Here is a 16,732-nt window from a genome sequence, read left to right on the forward strand (position 1 = left end):
AAGGGGGGGCATCCTGATCTCCTTTCTTTTTTCCTCGAAATCTGGCTAGCGTACCAGTACGATGCGGCTCTGCTTTTGTTTGGTTACGGTTGCTCCGCCGGGTTGTCGGAGTGCGTAGTCAACATTCCAGGTGTAGATGGCCGTTGGGCAGCGTTCGCCTTTGTAGGTACCGTCCCATACAAACGGCGGGCTGGTGGTCTGAAAGATGATTTCGCCCCAGCGGTTGAAGACCGACAGCGACCGGAACGTAATGTCCCCACAGGCAAAGGGCTCAAGCACATCGTTCAGTCCATCGGCATTGGGCGAGAACGCATCGGGAGCCGATACGGTGCACTCACAGCCACTGTAGTCGACCATCACGGTATCGGTGACCGTCGCGCAATCGTTCGTCACCGACGCCCGAAACACATCCGACGACGTTACGGTCCGCGCTACCTCGCTAAACCCATCCAGCCACCGAAACGTACCCTCGGCAAACGACGGGATTAGGGTGTACACCTCAGTCCCGCACAGTTGTTTGTCGGATCCGAGATCCAGCCGGGGTGGCGGAACGTAGCGCACCCGGATTGTATCGCTGGCGGTGCAGGTGGCTTCGGATACCCGGACGGTATAGGTCCCGGCCTGGCGCACCTGAAACGAATTCTGCCCACTTCCGTCCTGCCAGCGGTACAGAGTGGCATCAGGAACGCGCAGCGTCATTGTCTGACCCTCACACAGGGTTGTGTCGGGTCCTAGGCTGTAATCGAGTTTGTAGTTGACGGTAACAGTATCGCGCAGTACCTTACAGGGCGTCGTTACAACTACCCAGTACTTGTCCGGTCTGGTTACCTGCAACGTGGGCGACGTACTGCCCGTACTCCACCGGTAGGAGGTCGCACCGGGGGTTTTGGCATCGAGCAGATACGTACTGTTCCGGCCGCATAAAGTCGTGTCCTTGCCTAGATCAAGCCGGATGGGCTGTAACGATACGTCGTCGATAAACAGGTAGTAATAGCCCAGCGTGACGGGGAGGGTGGCAAAATTCCCGACGGTAACGTACTTCTCTCCGCCTTTGGCCACGAAGCAGCCCCCCATATTTTCCCATTGAAACCGTCGGGTAAGCCGCTGCGGCAGATTGTCGATTACTTTCGCCTGCCCCGCCGTTACGAGCAGGGCTTTTTCGGGCGACGAAAGGGGCTGACTGGTAAAATACGCCCCGAACGACCCCACCGGATATCGATTAGGTGTGGCCGACGCTACGTAGAGGTCAAACTGATAAGCCTCCCCGGCATCGAGGGGCTGTTTGAGGGGTGTAGCCAGGTACTCGGCCCACCCAAAGTCCATGAACAAACGGGCCAATCCCCGGCCTGAGTGGGGCGGCAGTTCAATCTGGTCTGTGGGAAAACAATAGTGGTAAAAATCGGGAGTAGCCCGGTTAGGGTTGAACCAGGGGGCCGCTTCAAAAAGGAGGTTATCCTGCCGGGGGCAGTTCTGGAACGTTTCAAACCCTCCATTCGGAATCAGTTCCTGTCCGACCGCCCCAACCGGCAGCAGCAATACCAGAACCATCATCCAAACCAACGTCCGGCTCATCAGAAAACAGCAGCTTACAAGGCTATCAACGTATACTTTTTTTGATAAACAATTGTAAACTTACTAGCTCTGAATGGATTTTAAAATAGCTTACTGTAGAAAGATTTGACAGCTTCTATGCTGACTTACTTGTAGTTAGGCAGTGACCGTGCTATCGGGACGAACGCTGATACGTTCTGACTGCTTTTCGACTGGTTTTACGTCAATCAGATGCATTAAGGCTTTATCAGTTTATCAACTGCTTCGGTCAGCGAACCTATAAAGTTGATAGGCTCTGGTTTGTTGTTTTCGAATACGAAGTCGTTAAAACTTGGGGATGAATACGGCGAAAAATCGCCGACGATGGCCAGACGAACCCGGTAGTTTGAAAACTTCTGACTTCCGCCGTTTTGATGACGATACCTGTTGCAACGATCTCGGCGAGCTGTAGGCCGTTTACGTGGTGTGTTTTTATGTCCATTACCCTGGTTTGACAAGGTTGATTCTGGCGTCAAACTGATCAATCGTGACCAACAATTTCTCCAGCAGCAAAGCGATATCTATTTCCAAAGGAGGGCGACGCCATCGTACGGTTTGACCTTTGCTTTTGGTATTATACCGGGGCCAGAAATCATAGTTATAATAGTAATCCGAGGCTTGTTTCAGTAGTGGGTCGTCGTGGTACGGTAGCAGGTAGCTGTTTTGCTCGTCCTGGTAAGCAAAATCGCCAAATAGATTGCGCCAATCAACCAGGCGTTCAAGTGTCGATAGGTCTACTTTTTTATTTGCAATTAAAGCAGCCAACGCCTGCGTGTCATAAATGATAGCAACAGACGGCTCAAGCCCCTCTATCCTGGTCAGCCAGGCAATAAATTGCTCCGGCAGCGTCAACTGAACCTGAAGGGTGCTTATCAACTCAGGGATTGACTCAGTTGCGATCATATTGCCTGCCTGATCGGTCAACAGACGATCGGTACTATCCTCATCCGTATCCGTGTACCAGATCAGAAACAGGGGATTCGGCCAACGGGGCGACGTATAGCTGATGACAAAAATCAAATACTCCTGACTCAGAGCCTCGAATGGCTCAGTGTTGTGGGATTGGCTCATCGGGTGACGCTATAAATTCAGCTAGTCTATTCCATCCAAAAGCTGTCTTATTGCCAAGATATTATCCAGAAGCAACGGCTGTGAGGCTATGCACCCAACGCCCCTGGGGGCTGATGGCGGGTGCACGAACCAACTGAAGACAAACTACTTGCGGCCTTTACATCCCCAGTTTTGTTGGGTTGTCCTCCGCACTCCGGCGGGCAACCTGTCGCACGAAGGACGGCAGCGCGGAGCGAACTTTGCCACCTAAGTAATGGGGTATTTTTGGTTTCGCCAATCGTTATTGTCTTGCCACATCGTTTGTAAAACTTCACCTGTGATGATGTCCCTTTGGAGAAAAACTCTTTCGGTAGGATATTCTTGACTGCATTGTAATTTGTTCAGCCTTGCTCCTAAAGGTGTACTACGTAACGCCTTGATTTGCTTTACATTAAGGGTAGTATTTCTCAATTCTACTTCTTTTAAATTTGGGAGGTTGGCTTTTGTAAAAAACTCTAAATATCTTTCATAGCTTACTTTATCACCTGAAACACGACTGTCGTGCAGGGACTCAGTGAACCGTAAATACTTTAATGCCTTGAAGCAACGAGAGTGTGTGAGATTTTCAATAAAGTGCTGATTGTCGTACCAAAAACTTTGCACATCTAATCTTAGCAGAGGATGACTTTCAAGTTCAAAGAATGCCTTGTTTGGCGAATTAGGTACAACCAAATGTTTAAGATTAGGCATGGCATCTAATATTCTTCTACATACTCCTTCATCATTCTCAAATGAGCCGCTTAAAGCTGGAATATGTATATCCCCATAGAAAGGTTGCAATTTGAATGCCTGAATATTTGGAAAGATAGTACCATCTAACAGAGTGTCAAGATAGTAATAATACACCCCATTTGCCTGTTCTAAAGCAGGTTGGCCAATTGAAATGGCCCCTATTTTTCCACATAATTGGGCTTCTTTATTAGGGTAAAGAATCCGTCAAGATGCTCATTCAAATCACACCGTAACCAAAGTTCATAGAGTTCATTAGATGAAATTTCAGCATACTCAACAACATAGTGATGCTCAGTATGATACGAGGTTCGTTTGTGATTGTAATTCCAATTCTCTTGTAATTCAAGTGCTTCAACTTCTTTCAGTTTTGAAGCATAAAAGAAATCTAATAAGTCTTTTGAGAAGTCATTACAAAAATTCATCGTAGTAAAATTAACCTAACCGGGGCGTTCCCTTTGTCAACCGAAGCCGCCCCACGCGGGGGCAGAAACAAAACAAGCTGAATCACAGCAATTTGTCTTTCCAGGGCATTTACCCTGTCGGCCGCAACCCGGACCTGGAGACACTGGCTGAGACAGCACCCAACGCCCCTGAGTGTTGATGTATGATAACGCTATATGACTGAACGCGAAAACTTCCAGCCTTTACACACTCAGTCTGTTGGGTTGCCAACTTCCCTATGGGACGTGCTGCTTGTCGCCGGAGACTTGGCAGATCATAATTTATATCGCACCTACTCGTCGTAAGCTACCAATCATACGGTCATAGCGACGTTGAAGCGATGTACCGGTTTTTACTTTAAAAATTTCACTAATTTCAGATTCTAAAGATATGGGTTCTATTAGGCCCCAGGTGGCTACTGAAAGCTGCCCGAAATTAATGTCTTCTTGATCATGAAGTTCGATATACCAATCAGCATTAGGCAGATGTTCGATGTACGTTTTGCCAACATAAGATACGATTGCATCAAGTAGTCTTTTATTTTGTGGTAAAAACAAATCTCCCGGTTTATATGTACCCAGCAAATGGGTTTCTACAACTGATAATGACGAGATTGAACCATCAAGTTTTGCTGATAATCCTGCTGGTAACTCTTCAAGCCATTCTGAAATACGCTCGTCAACAAATTCGGCCCAACGGTCAAGTTCATCTATCCTTGAATTAATTTCCTCCTCTGTCAATGCAGGATGCAATACCACTTCTGGTTTAGGAAGAACTACTTCAACGACTATACCTCCAAATCGAGCCTCATCTGCCCAACATTGTACTCCATCAATGTAGCACTCGTGCGAATCGTACAATTCAAGGGTGTCCACATAATAACCCTCGCAGCCACCACTTAAAGCAATATTTCTAAAGCTTACAGCTTGACCTTTCTTGTCAATTGTCTTAGGCTTACATCTACGGCACACAGCATTTGGATAACGTGGAGTAAATATCATTTGCTGCTGACAGATAGGACAAACATATGTACTATTTGCCTCTTCTATCTGTTCGCGTTCTTTTGCTTCTTGTAGCATCCGCATCATTCGTGAACCAAACTCCTCATTCGTTTCCTCTGTAACTTCCATTGCCTTTAATTTGAATTATTTAGGCTTTTATGCTGTCAACCGAGGGCTGGTGCATACACAAAAACTGACCATTAGGGCGCGCTGCCTGTCGCCGAGACGCTGGCAAACGAGCATTTGATGAACCTTCACCCAACGCCCGCGAGGGCTGATGGTTGAACAAGCTACTCAACTAACCGCAAGTCGCTCCAACCTTTACACCCTTTCCATTGTTGGGCTGTTTACTCAACTTCGGGACGTGCCGCCTGTCGCCGGAGACCTAAAATCTGCTAATCCTTTACGTGTCTAATCAATTTTGCAAAACCTGTGTCCTCGTATAATAAAATACTCCCACAATACTGAGATAGATGTTGTAAGAATTCAATTATTGCTTGGTCATCCCCACGTTCAAAATGAAGGCAGGTCACTTTGTCGGTGTCAACTTCAACATTTTCTATGTAGATCGGTGTTTTTAGATGACCGTTCTTAAACAAACTACAAGCCCATTTTTTGGTGCCGTTCTCTTCAATCATTCCCTGGTCTACTTCGTAGGAGGTTTGAAAGGCTGCTGATTTGACTTGTTGAAGCATAGGATAGTCAAACGGCGGTGTGCTGGCAAGAACGAGGCCAACCTCTGTCGCAAAGGTTTCCGTTTGATTGTCCTCTTTATTGTCATAAAAGGACCGTTCTGGAAAACCAAACTTTAGTACTCCCATATACTCTTTTTCTACCCAATCTGGGACATATTTTGTCGCCCGAAAGCCCGAATTTAGAGCACTCCTTGGACACTACACCCAACACCCCTGAATGTTGATGGCCTGCAAGCTACTTCACTGAACGCACGTAGCCGCTGCCTTTACACATTCAGTTTTGATGTACGCATGTCTTCTAAAGCACTCATTATCAAGCTGTGCCTAAATTAGTAAAAAGACCTAAATCAGCACCCGTGATCCCGAACTTAACCAGCTTTTTCTTCATCTGACGAATCTGCTGCTGACGCACCTGCTCACCATCCCGTACCAATTTACCCGGATCATAAGCCGCACCCGTCGTCAGCATCTTGTACACCACAACTGCCAACTTCCGAGCCGTGGCGGTAATCGCTTTGATGCGACCCGCTTTGTAAGCAATCCGCTGGAAAAACGCGGTCATCGGATTCGGTTTCTTCATATTGCCCAGCGAGTTAGCCACCATCCGAAACGTATTGGGCAAGGTTGATTTATTCTTCAACGTTTTACGTGACAACACCTTCCCACCTGATGCTTTGTTGTTAGGGGTAAAGCCCAGCCACTTGGCAAAGGCTTTGGCCGAATGAAACTTTGCGACTGACTCGCCCACCTCGGCCATAAACGTCAACAATGCATCCCGACCAAAGCCTGGTATGTTACTCAGGTCAACTCCTAACAGCTTATGAGCATATTGTTCAATGGGTAAACGCGGGGTGTTGCGCGATTGGCGCAGCTTCACCCGGCCAACCGTGGGGTCAGCTACAACGGTTGGTTGCTCAAGCCCCTTGGTATGGTCGATGAAGTGTTGGTCAAGCTCTTTGTCTAATTCGGCGATTTCAGTCTGTAAGTTTAGGTAGAGCCGGTAGTTACTGCGAACTTCGAATCGCATGGCCCCATTCCAATTGCCCCGTAACAACTCGATAATTTCGGCGGGCTTCTTTTTGCAGCCAGCATCGACTAAAGCCGCCAGCTCGATGGGATCTTCCTGACCTTGGCAGATGGCGGCAATCACCCGCAGGCCAGACACCGAATTGGTGTCAGTTAGGACCGCATCGAGCCGTACGTTACCGGCTCGTAGTGCTTTCTGAATACGCCGGATGTAGTCAGCCGCATCCTCAACCAAATTCCGGCGCAGCCGGACCAAAGACCGAATGAGGGTGGAAAACTCATCGGGCAGGAAGATAGGCGGTAGTAGCCCCAGACTGTGCAAGGTACGAATGTGAATAGCATCGGAGGTGTCAGACCGCGCGGGCGGCCCCGTTGAAGCGACGATAGTTTTTGGTATTTGCCCCTGAGGTCACCAGCACCTCGAAGCCGGTTTCCTGAAGCACATTGACCAGTGCTCGTTCATAACCACCGGTTGCTTCTAGGGCCACATGCCTGACTTGATGGTCAGTCAGCCACTGAGTCAGCCGAAACAACTCTTTAGTGGAGACCCCAAACTGCTGAACATGCTGCTTGGGATCGTCGCCGATGGCTACCACATGGAACTGGGAGCCAATGTCGATACCGGCCACCTGCTGATGGATGACGGGCATAGCCAGATAGTCAGGCTGCTTTTTCATAGTTGAAAGGAAGTAAGCAGTTGAACACAAAAAGCTATCAGCGGGCTATTTTAATATAGACAATAATCAGAATGTACGGAGTAGGAGACTTAGCTCCTCTACCAGTTGGGTTCTCAAAGCATCCAAGGGCAAGCCCTTGAATGACGAATAGCTAAATCGGGCAGTTGGACGGGTTGATCAGCACCAACAAACAGAGACGACTTTCCCACCAGGGGCTACTGACAGCTAGGTAAAGATAGGGCCAAAAGGGGGCTCTTAGTTCTCATGCGTTCTTCTGGGTTCGTTCGCCCGCGAACACGGTGGCTGTTGGGCTGCTCGCTTTCCTTCGGGACGTGCAACTTGTCGCCCGTAACATGGCACTACATTTAGCTGAAATTTATAATGGTACAAAGCGTGGCTCTGGAAAATAACGAGTGTCAGCTTGATAGTTTTTCACAGTGAACTCGTCAATATTCACAACGTATCTATTTAACTCTTCTCTTGCTTCATCCAATGTCATTCTAGCTGGAAAACGAACTCCATCAAACTTTACCTCGCTTGCCTTGACCAAAAAGTTGTACTTAAATTCAAAGTCACCTTCATTGGATAAGGCAACCTTACCTGTCCAATTGATTGCATACAAACCGGATTCTTGCTTTTCAAATTCGATGGTATGCCCACAAACAAAATCGTGATCTAGAATGTAAGCGGCAAAACTTCGGTCTTCGTTTTCCCAGTAGCCTTCTAATGGGTCAGGGCAATAACTGGCATTACCAAGCCGCTCGAAAGTGAATGGTTCTACACTATTGCCTACTAAGAATCCCGTTTCCCATTCATCCGTCGAACTAATCCAACAAGCTCCTGAGTTAGCCCACATTCCTTTTGATTCCCAAAGCAGATGGTCTTCATCCTCAAAGTTTCCATCATAATCTGAGCAATAAGCTTCAGATTGAATATCAAAGTCAAAAAACAGACCTGCACCTGGAATAAGCCGTGCTGTCCAATCAAACTTAGTTAAAGCATGACCATTAGGAAATAAGCCAGTGTTTAAGAAAATTCGTCCTTTCATTCGTTTCTTTAATCAAAGCCGTCCAACGTAAGCGTTCATGTTGTCGCCGGAAAGCTGGAGATAGAAGCCCAAAGCTACCTCACCGGGACGTTTCTTCTGTCGCCCGACCCCTAACTAATTAAGCTGTCAAACGTACAATAACGTGTTGGGTGGGCGTGTCAGCAAGCGGCTTAGACTGGCCACCCAACAATATAAAGGGCGCGATTTTGCGGAACTACTTGTGCGTAAAGCACTCACTATAACCTACTTTTAGTTCCGTAATTTTTAGTAACCTTTTATGACTATTTTATTTTTTAAATCAACAGCTTAAGTTTAACAATCACAAATTAAAGTATAACCAAGTGATTAAACGGTATGTACAACAGGTCCCGGTGCAACGTAACTGGGACATTGAGGGGTATTCTAACTACTTTTTCGGCGACGACAACGAACTCTATCGCATTACGAAACGGGGAGAACTCCGGCGTATTCGGCGCAGCATAAAACGCTACACACAGGGTTACGTTCTTAAAAGTCGGTTCTATAGCCTGTCGCAGTTAAGAACAATGCTACGTCGGCATGATCTTACAGGTCGTCCAGAGGGCTTTTGAAGGTACTGATTCTATCGGTGGTTACGTGGGTGTAGCGCATGGTTGTCAGGATATTTTCGTGGCCCAGTAACGCCTGAATATTCCGAATGTCCATCCCTGACTCAAGGAGATGAGTAGCAAAGCTATGGCGTAATGAGTGAATGCCGCCTTTCTTTGTAATTCCCGCAAATCGCACTGCATCACTGTAAACCTGTTGAATAGCCCGGTTTGCTATAGGTTCACCTGTCTGCACTTCCTCAAACAAAAATCGCTTAGGCTTGTACCTAGTTAGATATTCGGCAAGAATGATGTCAAGTTTATTGGTCAACATAACAACCCTGTCTTTTCTGCCTTTTCCACTACAGACAGTTATCAAATGTCGATTTCGATCAAGGTCTGTCAAGCGCAGATGAGCCACTTCGCTAAGACGCAAACCCGTTCCGTAAACAACCTGAAATAACGTCCGGTACTTAAGGCTCGTTGTTGCCTTGAAAATCGCCTTTACTTCGTCAACGCTGTAAACTGTTGGTAGTTTCTGAGGTTGCCGTGGGTACGGAACGTCATAAAACTCTTTCTCGCGTTGCAGCACTTTTTCGCAGTAGAATTTCCAGGCGTTTATGTGTACGTTCAGCGTACCACTGCTCAATTGTTTTTTCTCGATCAGAAACAGGAGGTATTTCTGATACTGCGTCTTGGTCACTTGCTCAATTGGCTTATTACCGACGTAGCGAATTAACGTAATTAATGCCTGTTTATAGTTTTTGAAAGTCTTGAAGCTGTAATTACCTACCTTCAAGGCTTCACTAAGTGCCATAATAACCGGGTGCCGGTCATACTCGCGCCTGGGCGGCATATATCGGAAAGGCAATCGATGTGAGTCAGTTGTTCGCTTGCTCGGAGGTGGCCATGCCGGATTCGTTGCCCGTTCGATCTCGGCTACCGTAGCGGTAGGTTTGTAAAGCCGAACCACCGCTTCGTCAAACCGGCAGTACTCTTTGCCGAATAGCTGCCCGATTTTTACTACAGTTTCCCGACTATTGGGAACGACCCATGCTTTTCGTGAATAACTCCATCGACGGCCGGGTACTTGTCGAATTAGATCGTTACCGATAGGGTCTGCTGGAAACGAGACCGTCAGCAGCGCCGGGTCGCGTTCGTCAAGGTGAATGGTTATCATGTACGTACGGTAGGTAAGCTGCAAAGATGCAGCATTCTTCCGAAACGTATAGCGGACCGGTCTCTACTCAAATCGCAGGTGTTTCACCGACTCGCCCGATGAGGCCAGTTCCTGCAAGGCGTCGATGCCAATCTCCAGATGCTTGTTGACGAACTGGGTCGTGACAACCTTATCGCTTTCTTCGGTTTTGACGCCCTCCGGCACCAGCGGATTGTCCGATACGAGTAGCAACGCCCCGTGCGGGATGGCATTCACGAAGCCGACGGTAAAGACGGTGGCCGTTTCCATGTCGATGGCCATCGCCCGGATTTCACGGAGGTATTCTTTGAAGGTTTCGTCGTGTTCCCAGATGCGCCGGTTGGTGGTGTAGACGGTGCCGGTCCAGTAGTCGAGTTCGTGGCGCTTGATGGTCGAGGAAACCGCCCGTTGCAGCCGGAACGACGGCAGGGCCGGAATCTCGGGGCGCATGTAGTCGTTGCTGGTGCCTTCGCCCCGAATGGCCGCGATGGGCAGTACCAGGTCGCCGATCTGCGTTTTTTTCAGCCCGCCACACTTCCCCAGAAACAGCACCGCCTTGGGGTGAATCGCCGTCAGCAGATCCATGACCGTAGCGGCCATAGCGCTGCCCATCCCAAAGTTGATGATCGTAACGTTATTGGCGGTGGCGGTCTGCATGGCCCGACCCAGGCCGTAGATCTCAACGTCAAATTTCTGGGCGAACAACTCGACGTAGTTGATGAAATTGGTCAGCAGAATGTATTCGCCAAACAGCTCAATGGGCGTACCGGTGTAGCGGGGCAGCCAGTTCTGAACGATCTCGTCTTTGGTTTTCATTATCAATTGATTGACTTGTTGAATGATTGAGTGATTGAATGGAGAAGGCCAACGAACTAATTCAATCATTCAACAAGTCAATCACTCAATCATTATCTTCGCGTATGGACACGTTGAACCTGCCCGCGTTTGGCCACAAAATTAAGCAAGTCGAGGGGAAACCCTATATTTTCGATGAGCTCCGGCGCAAGTACGTCCGGTTGTCGCCGGAGGAGTGGGTGCGGCAGCACATCGTTCATCTGCTCATGTCGCACTACGCCTATCCGAAAGCCCTGATCCGCACCGAAGGCGGACTCACGCTCAATTTAACCCAGAAACGGACGGATGTGGTCGTGTTCGACCGGGAAGGCAAGCCGTTCCTGCTGGTCGAGTGCAAGGCCCCGCACGTACCGCTGACGCAAGCCGTGTTTGACCAGATTGCCCGCTACAACCACGTACACCGGGCTCCCTACCTCATAGTAACCAACGGCCTGACGCACTACTGCTGCTGCGTGGACCACGAAACCGCGGCCATTACGTTCCTGGATGATTTTCCGGCGTTCGACCGGGCTTTGTAAGTACCGACCGGCTATGTTCCGGTTTCAGCGTTTTCGGCTTTCTTTTCCACCTTCACCTCATCCTGCACCGCTTCGGCCCTCAACTGGCGGTTCTCCCGCTCAAATACGTTCATCAGCACAATAAAGTACGATAGCAGCAGCGGACCAATCACTAAACCCAGAATGCCGAAAATAGGGACGCCCAGCACGATTCCCGTCAACGTAACGAGCGGGTGGATATCGCCCATGCGCTTGGCCAGCATGATCCGAAGCAGGTTATCGATGTTGATTATCACCACAATACCCACGATCAGGATACCGACACCCTCGCCGGTATCGCCCTGCGAGAGTTTGATGAGTCCGGCCGGTCCCCACACCAACGGCGTACCCAGCACGGGAATAAAAGCCATGAAAAAAGCCACTACCCCCCAGAATGGCGCATCCGGAACGCCGAAAATCCATAACGTCAGACCCGTCAGGACACCCTGCACCAGCGAGACCAGCGCCTGCCCCAGTACGTTCGCGTTGACGTTGTTCTTGAGCGACTCGCCCAGTTCCTTCTGCGTATCCCGTTTGAACGGCAGATATTTCTGAAGCCCCTTCTGAAAGCTCTCCTGCTGCACGAACATAAAATACAGCGTGAAGAACATCAAGCCGATGATGACGATGAAATCCAGCGCTCCTCCCGCAATGGAAGGTAACAGCCGACTCGCGTAGGAGGCTCCCTGCTGCAAAATCTGACGGACATTCTGCGGACTGGTGACCTTGATGCCCGTCAGTTCTTCGCCTTTATGAATCAGGTTGAGAATATCGTCGACGTTCTGGCTGTAGTACTGTATCCGCCCAATAAGCAGCAGACTCAACGTCAGAAATGGCATGATGATGACAACCGTCGAAAAAATGATGATCAGGGTCGTTACCAGCGACCGGTTCCAGTGCCGTTTGAGAGCCAGTGCCGTAAACCACGGCCGGAACACTACGTAGAGGATACCGGCTCCTAGAAATGCGGTTGCATACCCGCGTAGCCCCGCTACGATGAATCCGGCTATGACGACCAGACTCGTGATCAGCAGCAGGCGCTGCTGACGGGGGGTGTATATGTTTGCCATTGAGATGAGTAAATCTTGTTAGTGTAAATGAGTAATTCAGCAATAAGTTTAAAAAAGTTAACCCCAAATCCAACAACTCACTGATTACTATAAGCTTACCCTATCCAACTGACCTACACACCCCGTCATGTATTCTAGCACTCGGTTGCGCTCAGTGCCAGACCGGCTTCCGATGTTTCCTTGTACTTGGTCGACATGTCCCGGCCGGTCGCTTTCATAACTTTTATGACCGAATCGAGCGAAATCTTCTGCATGGAAGCCGCCCCCGACGTAGCCAGCAGAAACGCGTTATACGCTTTTACAGCCCCCATCGCGTTCCGTTCGATGCAGGGAATCTGCACGTAACCGCCGATGGGGTCGCAGGTCATGCCGAGGTGGTGCTCGATCCCGATTTCGGCTGCTGCTTCGATGGCTTCGATGGGTTTGCCGGCACACTGGGCCAGAAAAGCCGCCCCCATCGCCGAAGCGGTACCGATCTCACCCATGCAGCCCATTTCGGCGCCCGAAATACTGGCGTTGTGTTTCACCAGAAACCCAACGGCCGCAGCGGCCAGCATCCCCGCCCGGAGTGTGGCGCGGTCGTAGTGGAAGTGGTGCCGGGCCAGGTACGTCAGCCCCGGAATCACCCCCGACGCGCCCGAGGTGGGAGCCGTCACGACGATGCCCCCGGCCGCGTTTTCTTCCGACGCGGCCAGGCAGTAGGCGTTCAGAAAAATCAGAAAACTGTCCGACGAATGAGCCAGTCCTTTGGCCTGCTGGTACAACACGGGCGCTTTTCGGCGCAGCCGGATGGAGCCGGGCAGTTCGCCTTTTTGCCGCAGGCCACGCCGGACAGCCCTGTGCATAAACTCCAGAATCTGATCAATCCGCTGGTTCACCTCCGACCGCGACCGTCCGGTCAGGGCTATTTCGTTACGCAGCATCAATTCATCGAGCGTCAGTTTATGGGCGGTCAGCAGCGCCTTCAGTTCGTTCATGGTGCCGTACGGGTACGGCGGTGGAATGGCCGCGGGGCCGGCTTCTGGTTCACCCTTGCGCAGAATGAAGCCGCCCCCGATGGAGTAGTATTCCTCTTCCAGCAATACGTCCTCGCCGGCCGTGAGCCGGAGGACCATCGTATTGGCGTAGGCTGACTCGTAGCGCTTCTTCTCGAAATGGATATGCTGCGGCCCGACGCCCAGCGTTCGTTCACCAACCGCTACGTCGTAGTGGGCGGCCAGGTCTTTCAGGAGCGTCAGCAGCGCGTCCGGATCGGTGGTTTCGGGTTGCCAGCCGAGCAGTCCGGCCACGATGGCGCGGTCGGTGCCGTGGCCTTTGCCCGTGGCGCTAAGCGATCCGTAGAGGTAGATATGGATGGCATCGGCCCGTTGCTGCTGTTCGGCGGGCAGGACACCGATCCGCTGCCGAAAATCAAAAGCGGCCTTCATAGGGCCGATCGTATGCGAACTCGACGGCCCCGGCCCGACCTTGAACAGGTCAAAAACAGAGGTCGTTATGGGTGTTGTTGTCATTGTTGATGAAGTAAAAAAGGCACCGAAAACCGGTTCAACCCGTCACTGATCCAGCGCCCGGATCTGATCGAGATAGGCAGTCGGCAACAAAATGCGCTGCACAACGGAGCGGAGTCCTACGGCATTAAAGACCTTGTACAGGCTCATGGTGTAATTCAGCAGAGGCTTCGCTGGCAGGTCGAGCAACCGGCTGACCTGCCTGGGTACCAGCAGAGCCTGGGCCTGCCGGAGCAGATCGTAGCGCCAGTTGCCGAGCTGCTCGCGGTAGCGCCGGAACAGCCGGTCGGTATACTCGCTGCGGACCAGGTCGCGGTTCAGGTGGCTCTCCCGGTCAATCTGCCAGTCGGCATACGTACCGGGCAGATCGGGCACGTGCATCCCCGCTCCTACCGCCCGAAACGTACTGAACACTTCGTCTTTCTCGGTCGGGGTCAATGGTCGGTGCAGGAGTTCAAAGGCACGAACGGAATAATCAATCAGCATGTATAATACGTCGCGGTAGGCCCAGTCGGGAATCTGATAACCGCGCTTCTGCTCCACGCCTTTATGGATAGCCCCCATCCGGCTGATGGCCTGGCGGGCTTTTGGGCCGGGTGCAAAAACAATCTCCTGGGCATAGCGCACCGTCGAAAACAAGCGGGCAATCGGATCGGCGGGCAGCTTCCCCGTAAAAAACAACCAGTCGACGGCCCGGTTCAGAGCGAACTCGGCCGCTGAACCGGCAAAAACCAGCAATATGACGTCAGCGTCGCCCCAAATCCGGCGAACGATGGAGTCGGGCTGCACGAACGGTTCAGCCGACTCTGAAACAACTGGATAGCTCATATTGCTAGAACAACGAATTCGACCCTTCGATTCTTTTTTTTGTTTTCTTCTGAATCATTGGGGGCCGCCGGGCGAGAATCGCCATAACCACGGTGCTGCAGCCGGTTTTCAGCGATCCCGCTACGAATTAAGTAGTTGGTAATCACTTTTGCACGGTTTTCCGATAAAAACTGGTTGAGCCGCCGGTCGCCTACATTGTCGGTATGGCCGGCGATTTCGATCATTAACTTAGGCGTCGTGGCCAGTGTCTTGGCCAGCTTATCCAACTGCGGATACGATTCGGGCCGCAGCACGTAGCTGCTTTGATCGAAATATACATTATCGAGCCGGAACGCCTGATTGACCTGTAGGTTCCGAAAAACACTGTCGGGCTTCGGTTCTTTTTTCGCCACCACCTCAGGTGCCGCCACAACGGGTGCAGGAGCCGCTTTCTCCAGCCGGACAATGTATTCGTAATCGGCGCAGGTATCGCACGAAACGACCATTATTTCCTCCGCTTCGTAATACCCCTTGACCGAGGCTACTACGTTCAGCGTGTCCGTCCGTTCGAGCACAAACACATACGGTTTTCCCGGCTGACTTTGACCTGCGTACCGCTTCCTGGCCACCTGAGCGTCAACGCGAAACTGCGCCGGCAACTCAGCCGACGTTTTATCATCAACGGCTTTGATGGAGAAGGCCGTTTTAATTGGCGTTTTCGTCAGCGACTGGGCCAGAGCATACGACCACGAGAGGCAAAAAGACAGAACAAGCAGAATCAGAGCGCGCACGGTACAAATCGGGTAGTTTACCCAAAGTAATCTGCAAAAAAAGTGCCGTACTCTACATCAGGATGTTATTCTGCGCGGTAATGGGCGCGGGCAAGCTGGTTTCGTCCAGCATATCACGCATATCGATCTCGATCGTTCGGGAGATGTTGCTGATGGGTACGTCGTTGGCACCCCCTTCAAACGGATTGGCGCTGCTGTCGCCCACCCGGTCGAGCGACACAAACACCCAGTTGAGTAACGTAGCAAACGGAATGTTGAACCAGACCGTGTAACCCTCCAGGAACGTCCCCTGCCCCATCGCGTTGAACTCTTTCAGCAAACCGAACGGCACGAGCAGAATGAACAAATACAGCAGGATCGACGATATGGACGAGAAATTGCGCGGATACGGGAAGTTCTTGATTCGCTCGGCCCGGCCCTGCAGGTCGTAGAAGGTAGTGACGACCGTTTGCAGCTGCATCAACTGGAAGTCGTTCAGGTCGCCCCGCAACGCATTGATGTGCTTCGATTGCAGCGCCATGAGTTGCGTAGCGCGGTTTTTCTTGGTCAGTACGTAGGTATGTTCGTCGTCCGAGAGGTAATTCCTCAATACGGCATCAAGTTTTTCTTCGCGCTCGGGAATGGTGTACAGGCGCTGGTATTCCACATTGTTGACGTCGTTCTGGCTTTCCCAGGTTCGTGGCTCGCGCAGTTGATACCGCAGGGCGGTCAGCCAGGCGAAGTGTCGGTAGAACAGTTGCCTGACGTCGTCGGCCTGCTCCGTCGACAGGAAATCCCGGACCATTACCCCAAACGCCCGGCTGTTGTTGATGATACCGCCGTAGATCTGCCGCCCTTCCCAGAGCCGGTTGTAGTTGGCGTTGTTTTTAAACCCGACAATAAAGGCCACGGCTGTACCCAGCATGGCCACCGGCACCCACGGCAGGGCCAGGAACGTGAAGTCGAAAAAGTGGTACAGAACCGTCGGGATGATCGACAACAGGGTCAGTTTATAAATGTCCCGGCGAGTCCAGAATACGAATTCAGCGAAGGTATAGCGTTTACCGGCGTGCATAAAGGATAACGTAGTGACTGATGGAGC

Annotated in this window: 18 protein-coding genes; 2 read left to right on the forward strand and 16 right to left on the reverse strand. The window is 50.9% G+C overall.

Features of this window, described 5'->3' with window-relative positions; genetic code table 11:
* Nucleotides 1-45 precede the first annotated feature (45 nt).
* Both DYU11_RS20385 and DYU11_RS33960 read right to left on the reverse strand, forming a co-directional pair.
* A complete protein-coding gene (locus tag DYU11_RS20385) occupies nucleotides 46-1,572 on the reverse strand; it encodes a T9SS type B sorting domain-containing protein (protein ID WP_119669574.1) in 1,527 nt (508 codons plus the stop codon).
* A gap of 215 nt (nucleotides 1,573-1,787) precedes the next feature.
* The gene (locus DYU11_RS33960) at nucleotides 1,788-1,922 is read right to left on the reverse strand and encodes a DUF4180 domain-containing protein (protein WP_374755996.1); all 135 of its coding nucleotides are present in this window, start codon (nucleotides 1,920-1,922) and stop codon (nucleotides 1,788-1,790) included.
* Between the two features lie 42 nt (nucleotides 1,923-1,964).
* Here DYU11_RS33960 and DYU11_RS33965 point away from each other — a divergent pair, with 42 nt between their 5' ends.
* Nucleotides 1,965-2,045: a hypothetical protein gene (locus tag DYU11_RS33965; RefSeq protein WP_374755997.1), complete on the forward strand. Its 81-nt coding sequence runs from the start codon at nucleotides 1,965-1,967 to the stop codon at nucleotides 2,043-2,045.
* On the opposite strand, the gene DYU11_RS20395 is transcribed toward DYU11_RS33965, so the two are convergent.
* From DYU11_RS20395 to DYU11_RS20435, 9 genes are all read right to left on the reverse strand, one after another.
* Nucleotides 2,032-2,661, reverse strand: coding sequence for a hypothetical protein (locus DYU11_RS20395; protein WP_147367983.1), 630 nt, complete (start codon nucleotides 2,659-2,661; stop codon nucleotides 2,032-2,034). The genes DYU11_RS33965 and DYU11_RS20395 overlap by 14 nt on opposite strands.
* Before the next feature lie 246 nt (nucleotides 2,662-2,907).
* The gene (locus tag DYU11_RS20400) at nucleotides 2,908-3,546 is read right to left on the reverse strand and encodes a hypothetical protein (protein WP_119669576.1); all 639 of its coding nucleotides are present in this window, start codon (nucleotides 3,544-3,546) and stop codon (nucleotides 2,908-2,910) included.
* Between the two features lie 608 nt (nucleotides 3,547-4,154).
* A complete protein-coding gene (locus tag DYU11_RS20405; RefSeq protein ID WP_119669577.1) occupies nucleotides 4,155-5,003 on the reverse strand; it encodes a hypothetical protein in 849 nt (282 codons plus the stop codon).
* 266 nt (nucleotides 5,004-5,269) lie between these two features.
* Nucleotides 5,270-5,695, reverse strand: coding sequence for a hypothetical protein (locus tag DYU11_RS20410; protein WP_119669578.1), 426 nt, complete (start codon nucleotides 5,693-5,695; stop codon nucleotides 5,270-5,272).
* Nucleotides 5,696-5,882: 187 nt separating this feature from the next.
* Nucleotides 5,883-6,917 carry a transposase gene (locus DYU11_RS20415; RefSeq protein WP_229365956.1) on the reverse strand — a complete coding sequence of 345 codons (1,035 nt, stop codon included), beginning with the start codon at nucleotides 6,915-6,917 and terminating at the stop codon, nucleotides 5,883-5,885.
* Nucleotides 6,918-6,945: 28 nt separating this feature from the next.
* Entirely contained in the window at nucleotides 6,946-7,272 is a 327-nt protein-coding gene (locus DYU11_RS33690) for an IS110 family transposase (protein ID WP_229365958.1), read from the reverse strand.
* Between the two features lie 376 nt (nucleotides 7,273-7,648).
* Nucleotides 7,649-8,320 carry a hypothetical protein gene (locus DYU11_RS20420; RefSeq protein ID WP_119669579.1) on the reverse strand — a complete coding sequence of 224 codons (672 nt, stop codon included), beginning with the start codon at nucleotides 8,318-8,320 and terminating at the stop codon, nucleotides 7,649-7,651.
* Between the two features lie 564 nt (nucleotides 8,321-8,884).
* Nucleotides 8,885-9,703, reverse strand: coding sequence for a tyrosine-type recombinase/integrase (locus DYU11_RS20430; protein WP_229365960.1), 819 nt, complete (start codon nucleotides 9,701-9,703; stop codon nucleotides 8,885-8,887).
* Between the two features lie 426 nt (nucleotides 9,704-10,129).
* Nucleotides 10,130-10,900 (reverse strand): AMP nucleosidase, encoded by a 771-nt coding sequence (locus DYU11_RS20435; RefSeq protein WP_119669582.1) that lies wholly within the window; start codon nucleotides 10,898-10,900, stop codon nucleotides 10,130-10,132.
* Between the two features lie 104 nt (nucleotides 10,901-11,004).
* Between DYU11_RS20435 and DYU11_RS20440 the strand changes: the two genes are divergently transcribed.
* On the forward strand, nucleotides 11,005-11,457 hold the full coding sequence (locus DYU11_RS20440; protein WP_119669583.1) for a type I restriction enzyme HsdR N-terminal domain-containing protein: 453 nt from the start codon (nucleotides 11,005-11,007) through the stop codon (nucleotides 11,455-11,457).
* A gap of 11 nt (nucleotides 11,458-11,468) precedes the next feature.
* On the opposite strand, the gene DYU11_RS20445 is transcribed toward DYU11_RS20440, so the two are convergent.
* The 5 genes from DYU11_RS20445 to DYU11_RS20465 form a co-directional block, all read right to left on the reverse strand.
* Complete coding sequence (locus DYU11_RS20445; protein ID WP_119669584.1) at nucleotides 11,469-12,545, reverse strand: AI-2E family transporter; 1,077 nt, start codon at nucleotides 12,543-12,545, stop codon at nucleotides 11,469-11,471.
* Nucleotides 12,546-12,679: 134 nt separating this feature from the next.
* Entirely contained in the window at nucleotides 12,680-14,056 is a 1,377-nt protein-coding gene (locus DYU11_RS20450; protein ID WP_119669585.1) for an L-serine ammonia-lyase, read from the reverse strand.
* Between the two features lie 42 nt (nucleotides 14,057-14,098).
* Nucleotides 14,099-14,881: an oxygenase MpaB family protein gene (locus DYU11_RS20455; protein ID WP_119669586.1), complete on the reverse strand. Its 783-nt coding sequence runs from the start codon at nucleotides 14,879-14,881 to the stop codon at nucleotides 14,099-14,101.
* A complete protein-coding gene (locus DYU11_RS20460) occupies nucleotides 14,878-15,651 on the reverse strand; it encodes an OmpA family protein (RefSeq protein ID WP_119669587.1) in 774 nt (257 codons plus the stop codon). The genes DYU11_RS20455 and DYU11_RS20460 overlap by 4 nt, the downstream gene beginning before the upstream one ends.
* Before the next feature lie 52 nt (nucleotides 15,652-15,703).
* Nucleotides 15,704-16,705, reverse strand: a complete 1,002-nt coding sequence (locus tag DYU11_RS20465; RefSeq protein ID WP_119669588.1) for a bestrophin family protein — start codon at nucleotides 16,703-16,705, stop codon at nucleotides 15,704-15,706.
* Between the last annotated feature and the right edge of the window lie 27 nt (nucleotides 16,706-16,732).

Origin of the sequence: Fibrisoma montanum (assembly GCF_003583365.1) — a bacterium.
Lineage (GTDB): Bacteria > Bacteroidota > Bacteroidia > Cytophagales > Spirosomataceae > Fibrisoma > Fibrisoma montanum.

What these genes read in the sequence shown, in the direction of transcription:
- DYU11_RS20385 (WP_119669574.1), bottom strand. Translation starts at nt 1,572, where the DNA reads ATGAGCCGGACGTTGGTTTGGATGATGGTTCTGGTATTGCTGCTGCCG.
- DYU11_RS33965 (WP_374755997.1), top strand. Translation starts at nt 1,965, where the DNA reads ATGACGATACCTGTTGCAACGATCTCGGCGAGCTGTAGGCCGTTTACG.
- DYU11_RS20395 (WP_147367983.1), bottom strand. Translation starts at nt 2,661, where the DNA reads ATGAGCCAATCCCACAACACTGAGCCATTCGAGGCTCTGAGTCAGGAG.
- DYU11_RS20405 (WP_119669577.1), bottom strand. Translation starts at nt 5,003, where the DNA reads ATGGAAGTTACAGAGGAAACGAATGAGGAGTTTGGTTCACGAATGATG.
- DYU11_RS20410 (WP_119669578.1), bottom strand. Translation starts at nt 5,695, where the DNA reads ATGGGAGTACTAAAGTTTGGTTTTCCAGAACGGTCCTTTTATGACAAT.
- DYU11_RS33690 (WP_229365958.1), bottom strand. Translation starts at nt 7,272, where the DNA reads ATGAAAAAGCAGCCTGACTATCTGGCTATGCCCGTCATCCATCAGCAG.
- DYU11_RS20420 (WP_119669579.1), bottom strand. Translation starts at nt 8,320, where the DNA reads ATGAAAGGACGAATTTTCTTAAACACTGGCTTATTTCCTAATGGTCAT.
- DYU11_RS20430 (WP_229365960.1), bottom strand. Translation starts at nt 9,703, where the DNA reads ATGGCACTTAGTGAAGCCTTGAAGGTAGGTAATTACAGCTTCAAGACT.
- DYU11_RS20435 (WP_119669582.1), bottom strand. Translation starts at nt 10,900, where the DNA reads ATGAAAACCAAAGACGAGATCGTTCAGAACTGGCTGCCCCGCTACACC.
- DYU11_RS20440 (WP_119669583.1), top strand. Translation starts at nt 11,005, where the DNA reads ATGGACACGTTGAACCTGCCCGCGTTTGGCCACAAAATTAAGCAAGTC.
- DYU11_RS20445 (WP_119669584.1), bottom strand. Translation starts at nt 12,545, where the DNA reads ATGGCAAACATATACACCCCCCGTCAGCAGCGCCTGCTGCTGATCACG.
- DYU11_RS20450 (WP_119669585.1), bottom strand. Translation starts at nt 14,056, where the DNA reads ATGACAACAACACCCATAACGACCTCTGTTTTTGACCTGTTCAAGGTC.
- DYU11_RS20455 (WP_119669586.1), bottom strand. Translation starts at nt 14,881, where the DNA reads ATGAGCTATCCAGTTGTTTCAGAGTCGGCTGAACCGTTCGTGCAGCCC.
- DYU11_RS20465 (WP_119669588.1), bottom strand. Translation starts at nt 16,705, where the DNA reads ATGCACGCCGGTAAACGCTATACCTTCGCTGAATTCGTATTCTGGACT.